This is a genomic window from Amycolatopsis sp. NPDC057786, from assembly GCF_042797905.1.
Taxonomy (GTDB): Bacteria; Actinomycetota; Actinomycetes; order Mycobacteriales; family Pseudonocardiaceae; genus Amycolatopsis.
The window spans coordinates 35,682-50,890 of record NZ_JBHVKW010000028.1 but is presented as its reverse complement, the minus strand read 5'-3'; the positions used below and the strand labels follow the sequence as shown (position 1 = coordinate 50,890).

Below are 15,209 nucleotides of genomic sequence, written 5' to 3'. Positions count from 1 at the left end.
ACCGGACGGTGAACTCGAGACGGCGAGCAAGGGACCTTTGCTACCACTTTCGCCGTTCGTGCAGGTCAGGGGCGATGTGATCCCGGCGAGCATGTCGCGAAAGCCACTTTCGGGACATCAGACGTCGCGAAAGTGGCTTTCGCGACAGCGCCCCGACACGCCCGGCAGGCGCCGTCCGCACGGCAGTGGCAGGTCAGCCCCCGGCGAACGGCGGCAGGACGTCCAGTTCGGCGCCTTCGGTCAGCGGCCGCGTGAGATCCCGCACCGCGACGCCGTCCAACAGATAGGAGACCGCGTCGAGCAGCTTCGCCAGCTTCTCCGGGTGGAGTTCGCGCAGACGGACGACGGCATCGGCCACGCGGGCGCCGTCCGGCAGGGTCACCTTCTCCTCGTCGAGACCGACGGCCGCGCGGGCCGAGGCGAAGTACCGCACCACGATGGTCACCATGTCAGCCGCCGATCGCGCTCATCGGCCGGATCGGCTGCGCGAACCCGGCCTCGTTGATCTCGTGCCCGGCGAGCTTGCCCCACATGGTCGCCCGCCAGGCGTCCGCCACCTCTTCTTCGCGCGCGCCCGCGCGCACGAGGGCGCGGAGGTCGGTCTCGTCGTTGCTGAACAGGCACGAGCGCACCGCGCCGTCCGCGGTCAGCCTGGTCCGCTCGCAGGCGCCGCAGAAGGGGCGGGTCACCGACGCGATCACGCCGACGTCGCCAGGTCCGCCGTCGACGAGCCAGCGTTCGGCGGGCGCCCCGCCCCGCGCGGCGGGGAACGGCGACAGCGTGAACTCCTCGCCGAGCATGCCGAGGATCTCCTCGGCGGTGATCATGTCGGCGCGGTTCCAGCCGTGCTGCGCGTCCAGTGGCATCTGCTCGATGAAGCGCAGGTGATAGCCCTCCGCGAGACAGAACTTCAGCAGCGGCACGGCCTGGTCCTCGTTCAGCCCGCGCATCAGCACCGCGTTGACCTTCACCGGGTCCAGCCCGGCCTCCCGCGCCGCGGCCATCCCGGCGAGCACGTGCGAAAGCCGGTCGCGACGCGTGATCGTCTCGAACAGCGCGCGGTCGACGGTGTCCAACGAGACGTTGATCCGGTCCAGCCCCGCGTCGGCGAGCGGCTTCGCGCGCTTCGCGAGCCCGATTCCGTTGGTGGTCATGGAAAGCCGCGGCCGCGGTTCGAGTGCCGCGACCCGCTCGACGATCTTCTCCAGGCCCTGGCGCAGCAGCGGTTCGCCGCCGGTGAGCCGGATGTCGGTGACGCCGAGCCGCTCGACGGCGATCCGCAGCAGGAGCACGAGTTCGTCGTCGGTCAGCACGTCCGCGCTCGGCATCCATTCGAGGCCTTCGGCGGGCATGCAGTAGGTGCAGCGGAGATTGCACTTGTCGGTGAGCGACACCCGCAGGTCGGTCGCCACGCGGCCGAAGGTGTCGATCAGAGCGGGGTTGTCCGGCCTGGGCACGCTGGGACGCCCTCGTGTGCCGGGGACACGGGGAAACCCGAGATCGACTGCTGTCATTGACACCAGACTAACCCCGGAGCGGGTGAAAACCGACTGTCTACAATCCCTTTCGCACAGAATCGGAAGGGTTTCCGGATGGCGAAATACCCGCTCTCGGCGGAGGAATTGGCCCGGTTCGCCCATCTCGGCAGGGAGAGCGGCACGCTGACCGTTCTCCGGCACGCCAGGATCGCCGAGCGGATGGGCCTGTCGGCCACCGATCACCAGGTCCTCGAACTGGCTGGCCAGTCGCCGGGGCCGTTGACAGCGGGCAGGATCGCCGAGCTGACCGGGCTCTCGACGGGCGCTGTGACCGGCGTCATGGACAGGCTCGAGAAGGCCGGTCTCGCGCGCCGCGTCCGCGACACCGCCGACCGCCGGAAGGTCCTGATCGAGGTCGTCCCCGGCGCCATGGAGCGGCACGCGCCGCTCTTCGAATCCGCGTACACGACCATGAAGACGGTGCTCGAACAGTTCTCTCCCGAGGAACGGAAAGTGCTGGTGCGATTCCAGAGCGCGGTGCTCGACGGCCTCCGCGACGAACTCCCCGGCGATGCTTCGCGTCCATAGCTTTTCCGTATCTGCGGAAGTAACCTTCCAGATATGCCGCAATTCCGGTTATCCGAGGCCGCTCGTCTGCTCGGCGTCAGCGACGACACCGTCCGCCGCTGGGTGCGCGCCGGCCAGTTGACCGCGTTCGACGACTCGGCGGGCCGCAAGGTCGTCGACGGCGCCGAGCTCGCCGCGTTCGCCAAGGCGCAGGCCGAACAGCCGGATGACCCTTCGAGCGTCGGCCGCTCCGCGCGGAACCGGTTCGTCGGGCTCGTCACCGAGGTGATCACGGACAAGGTGATGGCACAGGTCGAGCTGCAGTGCGGCCCGCATCGCGTGGTCTCCCTGATGAGCGCCGAGGCCGTCCGCGAACTCGGGCTGCGGCCGGGGGTGCTCGCGGTCGCCGTCGTCAAGGCGACCACCGTCGTGGTCGAAACCCCGGAGGGAAGCCGATGAGGAAGCTCGCGCCCGTCCTGGCCGCGCTGGCTCTGGCCGCGACGGCCTGTGGTTCGGAGGCGGCGCCTCAAGACGGGGCGAGGACGCTGACCGTCTTCGCGGCGGCCTCGCTCACCGAGTCGTTCGGGGCGATGGGCAAGCGGTTCGAGGCGCAGAACTCCGGGGTGACCGTGAAGTTCGGCTTCGAGGGTTCCTCGGCGCTGGTCCAGAAGCTGACCCAAGGCGCGAAGGCGGACGTCTTCGCTTCCGCCGACAAGGCCAATATGGACAAGGTCGCCAAGGCCGGGCTGATCGACGGGCAGCCGTCGGTGTTCGCCACCAACCGGCTCGTCATCGCGGTCGGCAAGGGCAACCCCAAGGGCATCAAGGGGCTGGCCGATCTCGCGAAGGACGGGCTGACCGTCGTCGTCTGCGCGCCGCAGGTGCCGTGCGGGTCGGCGGCGAAGAAGGTCCAGCAGTCGTCCGGGGTCACGCTCAAGCCGGCGAGCGAGGAGCAGGACGTCAAGTCGGTGCTCGCGAAGGTGCAGACGGGCGACGCCGACGCGGGACTCGTCTACGTCACCGACGCGACCTCCGCGGCCGCGAAGGTGGACAAGGTGGACTTCCCGGAGGCGGCGAGCGCGATCAACGACTACCCGATCGCGGTGGTGAAGGACGCTCCGCAGGCTCAGCTCGCCGGGCAGTTCAGGGACTTCGTCCTCGGCGCGGAGGGCAGGAACGAACTCGCGAAGGCCGGTTTTGGCGCGCCGTGACCCCGCGTTCAGTCCTCTGAATGCGGTAGATGCCCGCGCAAGTACCGCATTCAGAGGACTGAACGCGGGGGTGCCGTGGGTGTTGTGGCCGCCGGCGATCTGCGCGCTGGCGCTGGTCGTACTGCCGGTCGTCGGCCTTCTGGTGCGTTCGGACCTGACGCGCTTCCCGAGCCTCATCACCTCGACGTCGTCGCTGAACGCGCTCAAGCTCTCGCTGATCACCGCCGGACTGTCCACTGTGGCCTGTGTGCTCCTCGGGGTCCCGCTCGCCGTGGTGCTCGCGCGCTCGGGAGCGCGCGGTGTCCGCGTGCTGCGCGCGGTGGTGCTGCTGCCGCTGGTGCTGCCGCCGGTTGTCGGCGGCCTGGCGCTGCTGTACCTGTTGGGCCGCAAGGGTTTCCTCGGTATCCTGGTGACCACCCTGACCGGTGAGCAGGTGCCGTTCACCACGGCCGCGGTGGTCATCGCGCAGACGTTCGTCGCGATGCCGTTCCTGGTGGTCAGCCTCGAAGGAGCCCTCCGCGGCGCCGGCGACCGGTACGAGAGGGTCGCTTCGACGCTGGGCGCCAAACCGTGGACGGTGTTCCGCCGGGTCACACTGCCGCTGTTGCTGCCCGCGCTCGGTTCGGGCATCGTGCTGAGCTTCGCGCGGGCGCTGGGCGAGTTCGGCGCGACGATCACCTTCGCCGGCAGCCTCGAAGGCGTGACCCGGACCCTGCCGCTGGAGGTCTACACCCAGGCCGAGGTCGACGTCGACAGCGCGGTGGCGCTCGCGTTACTGCTCATCCTGGTCGCCGTCGCGGTCATCGCGCTCGCCCGGCCGCGCGCGCTCGAAGGAGTCCGGTCGTGACCCTCGTGGCCGAACTCGCCCTCCGGCGCGGCGAGTTCACCCTGGACGTCGGCTTCGAGGTCCCCGACGGCGGTGTGCTCGCACTGCTCGGACCGAACGGGTCGGGAAAGTCCAGTGTGCTCGGCTGCCTGGCCGGTCTCCTCCGGCCAGGCCGGGCGCGGATCACCCTCGACGGCCGCGACCTGGCGGGACTGCCTCCGCACGCGCGCGGCATCGGCCTGCTCTCCCAGGACGCGCTGCTCTTCCCGCATCTGTCCGCTTTGGACAACGTCGCCTTCGCTCCGCGCTCGACCGGGGCCGGCCGCGCCGAGGCGAAGAAGCGCGCGCGGGAGTGGCTGACCGAAGTGGACGCCCTCGAACTGGCCGGACGGCGGCCCGCGCAACTCTCCGGCGGGCAGGCGCAGCGCGTCGCGATCGCGCGGGCGCTGGCCGCCGAGCCGGGACTCCTGCTGCTCGACGAGCCCTTCGCCGCTCTGGACGTCGACGCGGCACCCGCCATCCGAGGGCTGCTCCGGCGGGTCCTGCGTTCCGGGCCGCCGACCGTGCTGGTCACCCACGACCCCCTCGACGCGCTGGCGCTGGCCGACCACGTCGCCGTCCTCGACGGCGGCCTGATCGTCGAACGCGGCGAGACCCGCAAGGTCCTCTCCGCGCCGCGGACGGCGTTCACCGCGCGGATCGCCGGGCTGAACCTGGTGCCCGGTATCGCCGTCGAGGGCGGTTTGCGCACGTCAGGCGGGCAGTTGGCCGGAATTCCGGCCGAGGATGTCGTCGAGGGGGAGACAGCCGTCGCCGTCTTCGCGCCCAGTGCCGTCGCGGTGTACCTGCGGGACGGCGAACATCGGGGCAGCCCGCGCAACACCGTCGAGGGAATCGTCGACGCGCTCGAACCCCACGGACCGGTGATCCGCGTCCGGGCCCGCGGCGACGACTGGGCGGCGGGCCTCGCCGCCGACCTCACCCCGGCGGCGGTCGCCGAGCTGGCGCTCGAACCCGGCACACCGGTCAATCTTTCGGTCAAGGCGGCGTCCGTGGCTGTTCACGCCGCCTCCGATCATTAGGGTGGGCGGTATGAACGAGCGCCGTTGGACATATCTCAGCGACATGGATGGCGTGCTGGTCCAGGAGGAGCACCTCGTACCCGGCGCGGACGAGTTCCTCAAGGAGCTGCGCGCCAACGACATCGGCTTCCTGGTGCTGACCAACAACTCGATCTACACCCCGCGCGACCTGCGGGCGAGGCTCGAGCGGACCGGTCTCGACATCCCCGAGGAGGCCATCTGGACCTCCGCGCTGGCGACCGCGAAGTTCCTCGCTTCGCAGCGGCCGAACGGCTCGGCGTTCGTGATCGGCGAAGCCGGGCTCACCACGGCCCTGCACGAGGTCGGCTACGTGCTGACCGAACGCGACCCCGACTACGTGGTCCTCGGCGAGACCCGCACGTACAGCTTCAGCGCGATAACCCGCGCGATCAGGCTCATCGAAGGCGGCGCCAAGTTCATCGCCACCAACCCCGACGCCACCGGCCCGAGCATGGAGGGCTCGATGCCCGCCACCGGTTCGGTCGCGGCGCTGATCGAGAGGGCGACCGGCCGCTCGCCGTACTACGTCGGCAAGCCGAACCCGCTGATGATGCGCTCGGCCCTGCGGCGGCTCGGCGCGCATTCGGAGTCGACGCTGATGATCGGCGACCGGATGGACACCGACGTCCACTCGGGAATCGAGGCAGGCTTGCAGACGATCCTGGTGCTCACCGGCATCTCCACGCGGGAGAGCGCCGAGCACTACCCGTACCGGCCGACCAAGATCATCGACTCCATCGCGGATCTGGTCGGGCGCACCGGCGACCCGTTCGGCGAAGGCTGAGCGACCACGACGTCCCCTGCCGACCAGGTGCCGTCCGTACGCGGCGGGTTGCGAAAGCCACTTTCGCAACCTCGGTGGGCGAGGCGGGCGAGCCCCCGTTTCGCGGGCCGTCTTCAGCTCCGCTGACAGGCTGAGCGACACGGCGGAGGGCGGAGGGCTTATCGTCTGACGATGCACGACGATCAGCCCGCGTCCCCGACCTACGTGGTCGGTGACGTCCACGGACACCGGGACGAGCTGGCCGAAGCGCTCCGGGAGAAGGGGCTGATCGACTCCGACGACGACTGGTCCGGCGGGGAGACGACCCTCTGGTTCCTCGGTGACTTCGTCGACCGGGGGCCCGACGGCGTCGGCGTCATCGACCTGGTGATGCGGCTGGAACGGCAGGCCGCGACGGCGGGCGGGCACTGCGGGACGCTGCTGGGCAACCACGAGATCCTGCTGCTCGGGATGTACCACTTCGGCGACACCGAGGTGCCGTCCGACTTCGGTCCGCGCAGCTTCGCCCGCAGCTGGGAGATCAACGGCGGGCTGCTCGAAGACCAGGACCGGCTCACCCCGCAGCATATCGAGTGGCTGACTTCCCGCCCGATGCTGACGCTGGCCGCGAACCATCTGCTGATGCATTCGGACACGCTCGAATACCTCGACTGGGGCGAGGACATCGACGGCATCAACGCGCGCGGCCGCGAAATCCTCGAAGGCAGTGACATCCAGGCCTGGTGGGACGTCTGGCGGCGGATGACCACGCGCTACGCCTTCCGCGGCCCGGACGGCGCCGACGTCGCGCAGCAGGTCATGGACCGGCTCGGCGGCGAGCGGATCGTGCACGGGCACAGCGTGATCGCCGACCAGCTCGGGATCCACCCCGCGCAGATCGAGGGACCGTACCTCTACGCGGGCGGGAAGGCGCTGGGGATCGACGGCGGGTTGTTCGTCGGCGGCCCGTGCCTCATCGTGCCGCTGCCATGGGAGCCCGAGGACTGATCGTCAGGGGAGCTCCACGATCTCCTTGCCCAGCGGCATCAGCGAGACCGGGATCATCTTGAAGTTCGCCACGCCCAGCGGGATCCCGATGATCGTGACGCACAGCGCGACCCCGGTCAGTACGTGCCCGATCGAGAGCCACAGCCCGGCGAAGAGGAACCAGATGACGTTGCCGATCGTCGACGCGGCCCCGGCGTCGCGCCGGTCCACCACGGTGCGGCCGAACGGCCAGAGCGCGTAGGCCGCGATCCGGAACGACGCCAGCCCGAACGGGATGGTGACGATCAGGATGCAGCAGATGATGCCGGCGACGACGTAGCCGAGTGCCATCCACAGGCCGCACAGCACGAGCCAGATGACGTTCAGGATCAGGCGCATCAGACGTGCAACTCCCCGCTGGCCACGGTGACCGCCTGACCCGAAAGCAGGACTCGGTCGCCTTCGAGGTTCATCCGGACGATGCCGCCGCGGGCCGAGGCCTGTTCGCCGACGAGCTCGTCCCGGCCGAGGCGAGCGGCCCAGTACGGCGCGAGGACGCAGTGCGCGGATCCGGTGACCGGGTCTTCGTCGATGCCGACGCCCGGCGCGAAGAACCGGGTGACGAAGTCGATCCCGGCCACGTCACCCGGCGCGGTGACCATCAGCCGCCCGTTCCAGTGCGCGCGCAACGCGGCGAGGTCCGGGGCGAGCGAGCGCACCACGGACGCGTCGCCGACCACCGCGAACAGGTTGTGCTTGCTGCGCCCGACGTACTCGAACTCCAGGCCCGGCAGGATCGCCGACAGATCGTCGTCCGACTCGCGGGGCGGATCCGACGGGAAGTCCATCGACACCCAGCCGTCTTCGGCGCGGCAGCGCAACTCGCCGCTTTTCGTCGTGAAGGTCTGTTCGCCGCCGAGGACGTGCGTGGTCGCCAGCGTCGCGTGCCCGCACAGGTCGACCTCGGTCTCCGGCGTGAACCAGCGAAGCGACTTCGGTCCTTCACTGTCGACACTGTCGACCTCGACAAAGGCCGTCTCCGCGTGCTTCAACTCGGCGGCGACGGACTGCATCCAGCCCGCGTCGCCCGGCGAGTCCAGCAGCACGACGCCGGCGGAGTTACCGGCGAAGGCTTCGGAGGTGAAGGCGTCGACGATGTAGAGGCGCATGTCTTCGACGATATCGGCCACCGTCGCACCAGGCCTCCGGGTTTCCCTGAGGTGGTCTCCACTTGCAGGTGGCCGCCGTCACTCCGCGTTCCTAGACTCGACGCGTCGATGCCGCCGAACGCAGGAGTCTCCATGCCCGACGCCCCCGCCTTGCCGAGCTACGCATCGGGAATCTCGGACACCCCGCTGCTGGGGGACACCATCGGGGACAACTTCGACCGCACCGTCGCCGCCTTCGGTGACCGGGACGCGCTCGTCGACCGCGCCGCCGGGAAACGCTGGACCTACACCGAACTCGCCGCCGAGGTCGACGCGCTCGCGCTGGGCCTGCTGGACCTCGGGATCGCCAAGGGCGACCGCGTCGGCATCTGGTCGCCGAACCGGTGGGAGTGGACCTGCGTCCAGTACGCCACCGCGAAGATCGGCGCGATCCTGGTCAACATCAACCCGGCGTACCGCTCGCACGAACTCGAGTACGTGCTGAACCAGGCGGGGATCAAACTCGTCGTGGCCGCGGCTTCGTTCAAGACGTCGGACTACGCGGGCATGATCGCCGAAGCCGGCCCGAAATGCCCGGCGCTGGAACACGTCGTGCTCCTCGAAAGCGAGGAATGGACGTCGCTGCTGGAGAACGGACGCGGCGCGGATCCGGCGAGGCTCGCCCAGCGCCAGGGCGAGCTGTCCGCGGACGACCCGATCAACATCCAGTACACGTCCGGCACCACGGGTTTCCCCAAGGGCGCCACGCTGAGCCACCACAACATCCTCAACAACGGCTACTTCGTCGGCGAACTCTGCAACTACACCGAAGCCGACAAGATCTGCATCCCCGTGCCCTTCTACCACTGCTTCGGCATGGTGATGGGCAATCTCGCGGCGACGTCCCACGGCGCCTGCATGGTCATCCCGGCGCCCGCGTTCGAGCCGAAGGCCACCCTCGAAGCCGTCGCCGCCGAGAAGTGCACGTCCCTGTACGGCGTCCCGACGATGTTCATCGCCGAACTGGCCGACCCGGACTTCGCCTCCCACGACCTGTCCTCGCTGCGCACCGGGATCATGGCGGGTTCGCCGTGCCCGGTCGAGGTGATGAAGCAGGTCATCGACCGGATGGGCATGGCGGAGGTGTCGATCTGCTACGGCATGACCGAGACGTCGCCGGTGTCCACGCAGACCCGCGCGGACGATTCGGTGGAACGGCGGGTGTCGACGGTCGGGCGGGTCGGGCCGCATCTGGAGGTCAAGGTCGTCGATCCGGAGACCGGGCTGACCGTGCCGCGCGGTGAACCGGGCGAACTCTGCACCCGTGGCTACTCGGTGATGCTCGGCTACTGGGAGCAAGCCGACAAGACGGCCGAGGCGATCGACGCGGCGCGGTGGATGCACACCGGCGACCTCGCGATCATGGACGCCGACGGGTACGTCAACATCACCGGCCGGATCAAGGACATGGTCATCCGCGGCGGTGAAAACCTGTACCCGCGTGAGATCGAGGAGTTCCTCTACACCCATCCGGACATTCTCGACGCACAGGTCATCGGCGTCCCGGACGAGAAGTACGGCGAAGAACTGATGGCGTGGGTCCGCATGCGCGAGGGCGCGGAGCCGCTGACGGCCGAAGCCGTGCGGGAATTCTGCGAGGGGAAGCTGGCGCGCTACAAGATCCCGCGGTACGTGCACGTCGTCGACGAGTTCCCGATGACGGTGACCGGCAAGGTGCGCAAGGTCGAGATGCGGGCGGAGTCGATCAGCCTCCTCGGGCTCGAAAAAGCGGCGGCGACCAAACACGCCTGAGCGCGCCTTCGGCTCTTCCGATTGACATCTGAGGGCAACCTGTCACAGTGCTGACGCGTGTCCTCTGTGCGGCAGAAAGTCCGGCTCTCGCAGAGGACGGGGGCGGTGGGGAGCCGCATAGGGGAAACATGTTCGTGGAACGGGGTAGACGCTTGCTCGTCACGGCCGCCGTGGTCGTGACCATTCCGCTTTCGATTCCCGCGGCGGCGACCGCGGCGGCCGGGCCGATCGATCTCGGCCTGTTGCCGGGTGACGAGCGGACCGCCGTGACGGCGGTCGGCGACCGGGGTCAGCTCGTGGGCGAGTCCTGCGACACCGAACCGCACACGCATTTCTGCACGGCGGTGAAATGGGACCGGGCAGGCCGGATCTCCCCGCTGTCGGCCCTGCCCGGCGGTTTCGGGTCCCCGAAGGCGATCAACGGGAGCGGGGTCGCCGTCGGCAACTCGACCGGGCAGGACCTGAGTACGCGGGCCGTGCGCTGGTCCACGGACGGCTCGATCACCGAACTGCCCGCGCCGCCGGGCGGCCGGACCTGGGAGGCGACGGGGATCAGCACGCTCGGTGTCATCGTCGGGCTGGGCTCGGATGCCAGCGGCAACCAGCAGGGACTGCGCTGGGACCCGTCCGGGAGGGTCACGGTGCTCGCCGCTCCGCCGGTGACGGGGCACTACACCGCGAACGCGATCACCCGTGACGCCCGGTTCATCGCCGGGCAGCTCTTCGGCGACGACGGACGACGCCGGGTCCTTCGCTGGGACGCGGCCGGTGCGGTCACCATGCTGGATTCCCCGAGCGCGGACAGCTGGTTCGGCGCGTTGAACGGTTCCGGTGAGATCGTCGGAAGGACCACGATCGACGGCCGGTACGCGGCGGTGAAGTGGACCGCCGACGGCCGGATGATCGAACTCGGCTGGGTGAACTCGTACGCCACGGAGGCGTTGGGGCTCAACGGTTCCGGGGTCGCGGTGGGGATGGGTTACGTCGATTCCCCGAGCGGTTCGCTTCCCGCCCCGGTGCGCTGGGCGAGCGACGGGACGGTGACGCTGCTGTCCGGCACCGATGGTCAGGCGGAGGACATCGACCCGCGAGGCAGGATCGTCGGTCGTGCGGGCAACGCCGCGCTCTGGGACGCGAACGGGGTGCGGACCGATCTCGGGACGTTGCCGGGCGGCGGGTTCAGCCGGGCGCAGCTGATCGGTCTCGACGGCACGATCGCGGGTGGCGCGGTCGCCGCGGACGGCAACTGGCACGCCGTCTACTGGCCCGCCAGGTAAGGGGCTGAAGGGGACTTTCCCCGCATGGGATGCCGGGAAAGTCCCCTTCGCCGCGTGGGATGCGGTGAAAGTCCCCTTCAGCTCTCGCTAGGCCGCGGTGTTGGCGGCCGCCGCGGCGATCGCCTTCGCGTCTTCTTCGCCGAAGGTCTCTTCGAGGTTCTCCGGCGAATAGTCGAGGTCGATCTGCTCCACCGGCATCCCGCGCGCGGATTCGATCGCGCCGAGGCGCCGCTGCGCCCGGTCGGCCGCGTACTGGATGATCTCCTCCGGATCGTTGTCGAACGGGATCTCCTCGAACTGGTCCTGCACCCACTGGATCATGCCCAGCGCGTGGGGGAGCAGTTCGCCCATCCGCTGCTGCACCGCGTCCCACAGCGAGTCGTCCGCGGCGACGTGACGACGGCAGGTGAAGGTGCCCCATGCCATGTGACGGCGTTCGTCGTCGCCGATGCGGCGCACCAGTTCCTGCATCCCCGGCAGGATGTCGTGCTGCGTGCAGATCAGCTGCCAGGAGTAGTACCCGGTGAGCGCGAGACTGCCTTCGATGACGTGGTTGTAGGTGACGCTCGCGCGGATCTGGTTGAGCGGACTCGGATCGTCCTCCAGTGCGCGCAAGGATTGCGGCAGTTCTTCGTAGAAAAGCTTGCGGTAGTGAGGATTCTCCGCGACGTACGGATGCAGGTCTTCGGTGAGCCCGACGGCGTCCATCCAGCGGCGGAACACCTCGGTGTGCTTGGCCTCCTCGAAACAGAACTGCGTCAGGTACATCTCGTCGCCGAACCGGCCCGTCGCGGACATCGCCCGCATGAACGGCTGGATGTCCTCGGTGACCGCCTCCTCGCCCGCGATGAACTGTGCCACCAGATAGGTCGTCGATCGCTGCTGTTCCGGGTTGAGGCTGTCCCAGCCCTCGCGTTCACGGGAGAAGTCGATATCGGCGGGGTTCCAGAACTTCTTGTTGCCCTTGACGAAAAGCCGCAGGGGGAACGAGTCCCAGTTCAGCCCGCCCTTGCGCAGTGAGGAAAAACCGGTCCGCAGTTCGGAGAGCGTATCGGTCATGACGTACCCTTCGTGTCACTCCATTGTGGACGAATCGGTGGTCAGCGCCCGGATCGCGGGCGCCAGCACGGCGACGACCGTTGCCGCCGCCTCGTCGGCCGGATGCGTCGGCATGACGAGATGGGACAGGGAAAGCCGCACGACGGTCTCCGCCAGCAGCGTGGCGGATTCCGGGGAGAGCGACGGCTCGAACTCCCGGTACTGCCCGGCCGCGACCTCGGTGGCCGCGGTCAGGATGGGCTCGCCCTTGGTGGTGAGCAGGGGGAGAAGGTCCTCGCCGGCTTCGGTGCCCAGCGTGGTGGCGACGAGCCGGTTCTCCCGTGCGTGTTCGATCGTGTAGACGACCGCTTCGCGGATCCCGTCGCGCAGGTCCCGCGCGTCCTGGACACGCAGCCGGATACCTTCGAGGAACTCCGACGTCGTCCGGAGGACCACGGCCTCCGCGAGCGCGCCCTTGGTGCCGAACTCGTTGTAGACGGTCTGCCTGCTCACCCCGGCGCGGGCGGCGACGTCCGCCATCCGCAGGGCCGTGTAGCCGCGTTCGGTGAGCAGCTCGGTGGCCGCGTCGAGCAGCGCCTCTCGCAGAGAGGCCTTGGTCCGATCGGAGAAGCTCGTGATCTCGCCCACAGTTCCAGCTTGACACAGATCGCGTCCATGTCAAAGAAGTTGACGGGCACCCAGCCGGTGTAAATCTGTCGGTGGTGGCGGCTACCGTGGCCGGGTGGGCATCACCGTGGGGTTCGACCTCGACATGACACTGATCGATCCGCGGCCGGGCATGGTCGCGGTGATGAACGCGCTCGGCGTGGAGTCCGGCCTGCCGCTGGACGGCGAGTACTTCGCGGCCAACCTCGGCCCGCCCCTCGACGCCAGCCTGCGGGGCTTCGGGGCGCCGGAGGAGCGGATCCCGGAGCTGGTGGCGCGTTTCCGCGCGATGTACCCGGACACGGTCGTGCCCGTGACGGTCGCGTTGCCCGGAGCGGCCGAGGCGCTGCACGCGGTCCGCGAGGCAGGCGGGCGCACGGTCGTCGTCACCGGCAAGTACGGGCCCAACGCGAAACTCCACCTGGACGCCCTCGGGCTCGAGGTCGACGTCCTGGTCGGAGAGTTGTGGTCGACGGAGAAGGCCGCCGCGCTCACCGAGCACGGCGCCCGTGTCTACGTCGGTGACCACCTCGGCGACATCCGCGGCGCGCTGGCGGCGGGCGCGGTCCCGGTCGGGGTCACGACCGGTCCGTGCACCAAGGACGAGTTGCTCGCGGAAGGGGCCGACGTGGTGTTCGACTCGCTGACCGAGTTCCCCGGCTGGTTCAGCTCTTTCGGCGAGCCTCGCGGATCAGGGCGATCAGACCGAGGGCCAGCCCCAGCGGAGTGATCACGCCCGCCGCGGCGGACAGCCACACCGGCAGGTTCTCCAGACCGGCGGCGAACAGCACGAACACCGCCGTGACGGCGAGCATGCCGAGCGCGAACAGGCCGATGCCGACGCGCATGAGGATCGGTTTGCCCGGCTTTTCGGGGACGGCCACAGCGGCCTCCTTTACTGCGGTCTCCATGAAGCAGAGGGTATCCGCCGGTATCCGCTTCTCCACAGGGCGTGTGGCGAGATACGCTTATGGGACGCGCGCCCTGGGTACGCCCCGGGCGCGTTCGTTGTGAGCAGGACAGCAAAGGACTGGTGAGGGAAGTGCCGACCGGCAAGGTCAAGTGGTACGACGCGGAGAAGGGTTTCGGTTTCGTCACCCAGGATGGGGGCGCCGACGTCTACATCCGCAAAGCCGCGCTGCCACAGGGCGTCGAAGGACTCAAGGCCGGGCAGCGCCTCGAGTTCGGTGTCGCCGACGGTCGCCGCGGCCCGCAAGCGCTCTCCGTCCGGCTGCTGGACCCGCCGCCGTCGGTCGCCGAGGCGCGCCGCCGTCCCGCCGAGGAGCTGCACGGGCTCATCGAGGACATGATCAAGCTGCTCGAGCTCAAGGTGCAGCCGGACCTGCGGCGCAACCGCTACCCGGACCGTAAGAACACGAAGCAGATCGCCGAGATCATGCGCGCCGTCGCGCGGGACCTCGATCCCTGATCGGCCGCCGCCCCCTCGCGTAAACGCCATGAAAGGTCCTTTCCTTGCAAAATTTGCAAGGAAAGGACCTTTCATGGCACGGGAGCCTCACGGACTTGGTGGTCGCCAGGCCTCACCGGTACCCGTGGGGTTGCGCGGTCTGGGGTGGTGTCGCGAAAGCCACTTTCGGGACACCAGACGTCGCGAAAGTGGCTTTCGCGACCTGTTCGCGAGGGCGGTGCCGGGGCAGGACGCGGCCGGAGGTTGCGAAAGCCACTTTCGCAACCCTCAACGTTGCGAAAGCCACTTTCGCAACCCTCCGGCCAGGCGTGCCGCCCTGCAGAACCCCCAAGTACGTGAAGGGGCGAGCAACGGCGGCGGCGTGGTGTCACGACCGGCCGCACCCGTCGAGCGGTAGCAAAGGTCCCTTGCTCCCCTCAGGCGGCGGGCGGCTCGACCTGCAGCGACCAGATCGCCGTGGTGACCGCCTCCGCGTCCTCCGGACGCCCGGTCTGGCTGATCACCGAAGCCTGCGCGACCTCGACGACGAGGATCTGGTCGTCGGGCCGGGGCGTCGTCACGGTGTAGGCGAACCGGTCCAGCGACGTGATGATGTCCTGCTTGAGCTCCTGCGGCTCGCCCTTGCCGTTCACGTACTGCACCGTGACCTTCCACGGCGTCTCCGCGATCGCGCTCGGCACCGAGATCTGCACCGGCTTCCCCGGCCGGATGCGCAGCTTGCCCGCGGCGTCGGGCCGGGTGGTGCACTGCGCGCTCTTGATGTCGCAGGACGCCAGTGGGGCGACGTTCACCGTCTTGCCGTCGGCGAAGAAGGTCACCTCTTCGGGGCCGGGGGCCGCACAACCGGCCACCACGAAACCACCCGCCGCGAGTAGGGCCAAAATACGAAGTCGCCGCATACGGT

At 69.2% G+C, this 15,209-nt stretch carries 19 protein-coding genes; 11 read left to right on the top strand and 8 right to left on the bottom strand.

Annotated features, from left to right (window positions below; all coding sequences use genetic code 11):
- Positions 1-193: 193 nt before the first annotated feature.
- Positions 194-448, bottom strand: a complete 255-nt coding sequence (locus tag ACFVM3_RS17405; RefSeq protein ID WP_378439810.1) for a MoaD/ThiS family protein — start codon at positions 446-448, stop codon at positions 194-196.
- Between the two features lies 1 nt (position 449).
- Entirely contained in the window at positions 450-1,514 is a 1,065-nt protein-coding gene (gene moaA, locus ACFVM3_RS17400; RefSeq protein ID WP_378439808.1) for a GTP 3',8-cyclase MoaA, read from the bottom strand.
- Positions 1,515-1,592: 78 nt separating this feature from the next.
- Here moaA and ACFVM3_RS17395 point away from each other — a divergent pair, with 78 nt between their 5' ends.
- The 7 genes from ACFVM3_RS17395 to ACFVM3_RS17365 all read left to right on the top strand — a co-directional run bounded on the left by ACFVM3_RS17395 (position 1,593) and on the right by ACFVM3_RS17365 (position 6,956).
- Positions 1,593-2,066, top strand: a complete 474-nt coding sequence (locus tag ACFVM3_RS17395) for a MarR family transcriptional regulator (RefSeq protein ID WP_378439806.1) — start codon at positions 1,593-1,595, stop codon at positions 2,064-2,066.
- Between the two features lie 33 nt (positions 2,067-2,099).
- The gene (locus tag ACFVM3_RS17390; RefSeq protein ID WP_378439804.1) at positions 2,100-2,504 is read left to right on the top strand and encodes a molybdopterin-binding protein; all 405 of its coding nucleotides are present in this window, start codon (positions 2,100-2,102) and stop codon (positions 2,502-2,504) included.
- Positions 2,501-3,256: a molybdate ABC transporter substrate-binding protein gene (modA, locus tag ACFVM3_RS17385; protein ID WP_378439802.1), complete on the top strand. Its 756-nt coding sequence runs from the start codon at positions 2,501-2,503 to the stop codon at positions 3,254-3,256. The genes ACFVM3_RS17390 and modA overlap by 4 nt, the downstream gene beginning before the upstream one ends.
- A 70-nt stretch (positions 3,257-3,326) precedes the next feature.
- Positions 3,327-4,103 carry an ABC transporter permease gene (locus ACFVM3_RS17380; protein WP_167373533.1) on the top strand — a complete coding sequence of 259 codons (777 nt, stop codon included), beginning with the start codon at positions 3,327-3,329 and terminating at the stop codon, positions 4,101-4,103.
- Positions 4,100-5,164 (top strand): sulfate/molybdate ABC transporter ATP-binding protein, encoded by a 1,065-nt coding sequence (locus ACFVM3_RS17375; protein ID WP_378439800.1) that lies wholly within the window; start codon positions 4,100-4,102, stop codon positions 5,162-5,164. Before ACFVM3_RS17380 ends, ACFVM3_RS17375 begins: the two co-directional genes overlap by 4 nt.
- Positions 5,165-5,174: 10 nt before the next feature.
- Complete coding sequence (locus ACFVM3_RS17370; RefSeq protein WP_378439798.1) at positions 5,175-5,969, top strand: HAD-IIA family hydrolase; 795 nt, start codon at positions 5,175-5,177, stop codon at positions 5,967-5,969.
- A 171-nt stretch (positions 5,970-6,140) separates the two neighbouring features.
- Positions 6,141-6,956 carry a metallophosphoesterase gene (locus ACFVM3_RS17365; RefSeq protein ID WP_378439797.1) on the top strand — a complete coding sequence of 272 codons (816 nt, stop codon included), beginning with the start codon at positions 6,141-6,143 and terminating at the stop codon, positions 6,954-6,956.
- Between the two features lie 3 nt (positions 6,957-6,959).
- Here the strand turns inward: ACFVM3_RS17365 and ACFVM3_RS17360 are convergent, their stop codons facing one another.
- Together ACFVM3_RS17360 and ACFVM3_RS17355 are read right to left on the bottom strand one after the other, a co-directional pair.
- Positions 6,960-7,334, bottom strand: coding sequence for a YccF domain-containing protein (locus tag ACFVM3_RS17360; protein WP_378439795.1), 375 nt, complete (start codon positions 7,332-7,334; stop codon positions 6,960-6,962).
- Positions 7,334-8,104, bottom strand: coding sequence for a PhzF family phenazine biosynthesis protein (locus ACFVM3_RS17355; RefSeq protein ID WP_378439793.1), 771 nt, complete (start codon positions 8,102-8,104; stop codon positions 7,334-7,336). Before ACFVM3_RS17355 ends, ACFVM3_RS17360 begins: the two co-directional genes overlap by 1 nt.
- A gap of 132 nt (positions 8,105-8,236) precedes the next feature.
- Here ACFVM3_RS17355 and ACFVM3_RS17350 point away from each other — a divergent pair, with 132 nt between their 5' ends.
- The gene (locus tag ACFVM3_RS17350; protein ID WP_378439791.1) at positions 8,237-9,895 is read left to right on the top strand and encodes an AMP-binding protein; all 1,659 of its coding nucleotides are present in this window, start codon (positions 8,237-8,239) and stop codon (positions 9,893-9,895) included.
- A gap of 134 nt (positions 9,896-10,029) precedes the next feature.
- A complete protein-coding gene (locus tag ACFVM3_RS17345; protein ID WP_378439789.1) occupies positions 10,030-11,172 on the top strand; it encodes a hypothetical protein in 1,143 nt (380 codons plus the stop codon).
- An 87-nt stretch (positions 11,173-11,259) separates the two neighbouring features.
- On the opposite strand, the gene ACFVM3_RS17340 is transcribed toward ACFVM3_RS17345, so the two are convergent.
- Together ACFVM3_RS17340 and ACFVM3_RS17335 are read right to left on the bottom strand one after the other, a co-directional pair.
- The gene (locus ACFVM3_RS17340; RefSeq protein ID WP_240599457.1) at positions 11,260-12,231 is read right to left on the bottom strand and encodes a R2-like ligand-binding oxidase; all 972 of its coding nucleotides are present in this window, start codon (positions 12,229-12,231) and stop codon (positions 11,260-11,262) included.
- Between the two features lie 15 nt (positions 12,232-12,246).
- Positions 12,247-12,858, bottom strand: a complete 612-nt coding sequence (locus tag ACFVM3_RS17335; protein WP_378439787.1) for a TetR/AcrR family transcriptional regulator — start codon at positions 12,856-12,858, stop codon at positions 12,247-12,249.
- Positions 12,859-12,952: 94 nt separating this feature from the next.
- Between ACFVM3_RS17335 and ACFVM3_RS17330 the strand changes: the two genes are divergently transcribed.
- Positions 12,953-13,606: an HAD family hydrolase gene (locus ACFVM3_RS17330; protein WP_378439786.1), complete on the top strand. Its 654-nt coding sequence runs from the start codon at positions 12,953-12,955 to the stop codon at positions 13,604-13,606.
- Here the strand turns inward: ACFVM3_RS17330 and ACFVM3_RS17325 are convergent.
- Positions 13,542-13,787, bottom strand: a complete 246-nt coding sequence (locus ACFVM3_RS17325) for a hypothetical protein (protein WP_126730429.1) — start codon at positions 13,785-13,787, stop codon at positions 13,542-13,544. The two genes, ACFVM3_RS17330 and ACFVM3_RS17325, sit on opposite strands and share 65 nt — an antisense overlap.
- A 131-nt stretch (positions 13,788-13,918) precedes the next feature.
- Here ACFVM3_RS17325 and ACFVM3_RS17320 point away from each other — a divergent pair, with 131 nt between their 5' ends.
- Positions 13,919-14,305 carry a cold-shock protein gene (locus ACFVM3_RS17320; RefSeq protein ID WP_016337551.1) on the top strand — a complete coding sequence of 129 codons (387 nt, stop codon included), beginning with the start codon at positions 13,919-13,921 and terminating at the stop codon, positions 14,303-14,305.
- A gap of 416 nt (positions 14,306-14,721) precedes the next feature.
- Here the strand turns inward: ACFVM3_RS17320 and ACFVM3_RS17315 are convergent, their stop codons facing one another.
- On the bottom strand, positions 14,722-15,186 hold the full coding sequence (locus tag ACFVM3_RS17315; RefSeq protein ID WP_034308387.1) for a DUF2771 family protein: 465 nt from the start codon (positions 15,184-15,186) through the stop codon (positions 14,722-14,724).
- Between the last annotated feature and the right edge of the window lie 23 nt (positions 15,187-15,209).

What these genes read in the sequence shown, in the direction of transcription:
- ACFVM3_RS17405 (WP_378439810.1), bottom strand. Translation starts at nt 448, where the DNA reads ATGGTGACCATCGTGGTGCGGTACTTCGCCTCGGCCCGCGCGGCCGTC.
- moaA (WP_378439808.1), bottom strand. Translation starts at nt 1,514, where the DNA reads ATGACAGCAGTCGATCTCGGGTTTCCCCGTGTCCCCGGCACACGAGGG.
- ACFVM3_RS17395 (WP_378439806.1), top strand. Translation starts at nt 1,593, where the DNA reads ATGGCGAAATACCCGCTCTCGGCGGAGGAATTGGCCCGGTTCGCCCAT.
- ACFVM3_RS17390 (WP_378439804.1), top strand. Translation starts at nt 2,100, where the DNA reads ATGCCGCAATTCCGGTTATCCGAGGCCGCTCGTCTGCTCGGCGTCAGC.
- modA (WP_378439802.1), top strand. Translation starts at nt 2,501, where the DNA reads ATGAGGAAGCTCGCGCCCGTCCTGGCCGCGCTGGCTCTGGCCGCGACG.
- ACFVM3_RS17370 (WP_378439798.1), top strand. Translation starts at nt 5,175, where the DNA reads ATGAACGAGCGCCGTTGGACATATCTCAGCGACATGGATGGCGTGCTG.
- ACFVM3_RS17365 (WP_378439797.1), top strand. Translation starts at nt 6,141, where the DNA reads ATGCACGACGATCAGCCCGCGTCCCCGACCTACGTGGTCGGTGACGTC.
- ACFVM3_RS17360 (WP_378439795.1), bottom strand. Translation starts at nt 7,334, where the DNA reads ATGCGCCTGATCCTGAACGTCATCTGGCTCGTGCTGTGCGGCCTGTGG.
- ACFVM3_RS17355 (WP_378439793.1), bottom strand. Translation starts at nt 8,104, where the DNA reads ATGCGCCTCTACATCGTCGACGCCTTCACCTCCGAAGCCTTCGCCGGT.
- ACFVM3_RS17350 (WP_378439791.1), top strand. Translation starts at nt 8,237, where the DNA reads ATGCCCGACGCCCCCGCCTTGCCGAGCTACGCATCGGGAATCTCGGAC.
- ACFVM3_RS17340 (WP_240599457.1), bottom strand. Translation starts at nt 12,231, where the DNA reads ATGACCGATACGCTCTCCGAACTGCGGACCGGTTTTTCCTCACTGCGC.
- ACFVM3_RS17325 (WP_126730429.1), bottom strand. Translation starts at nt 13,787, where the DNA reads ATGGAGACCGCAGTAAAGGAGGCCGCTGTGGCCGTCCCCGAAAAGCCG.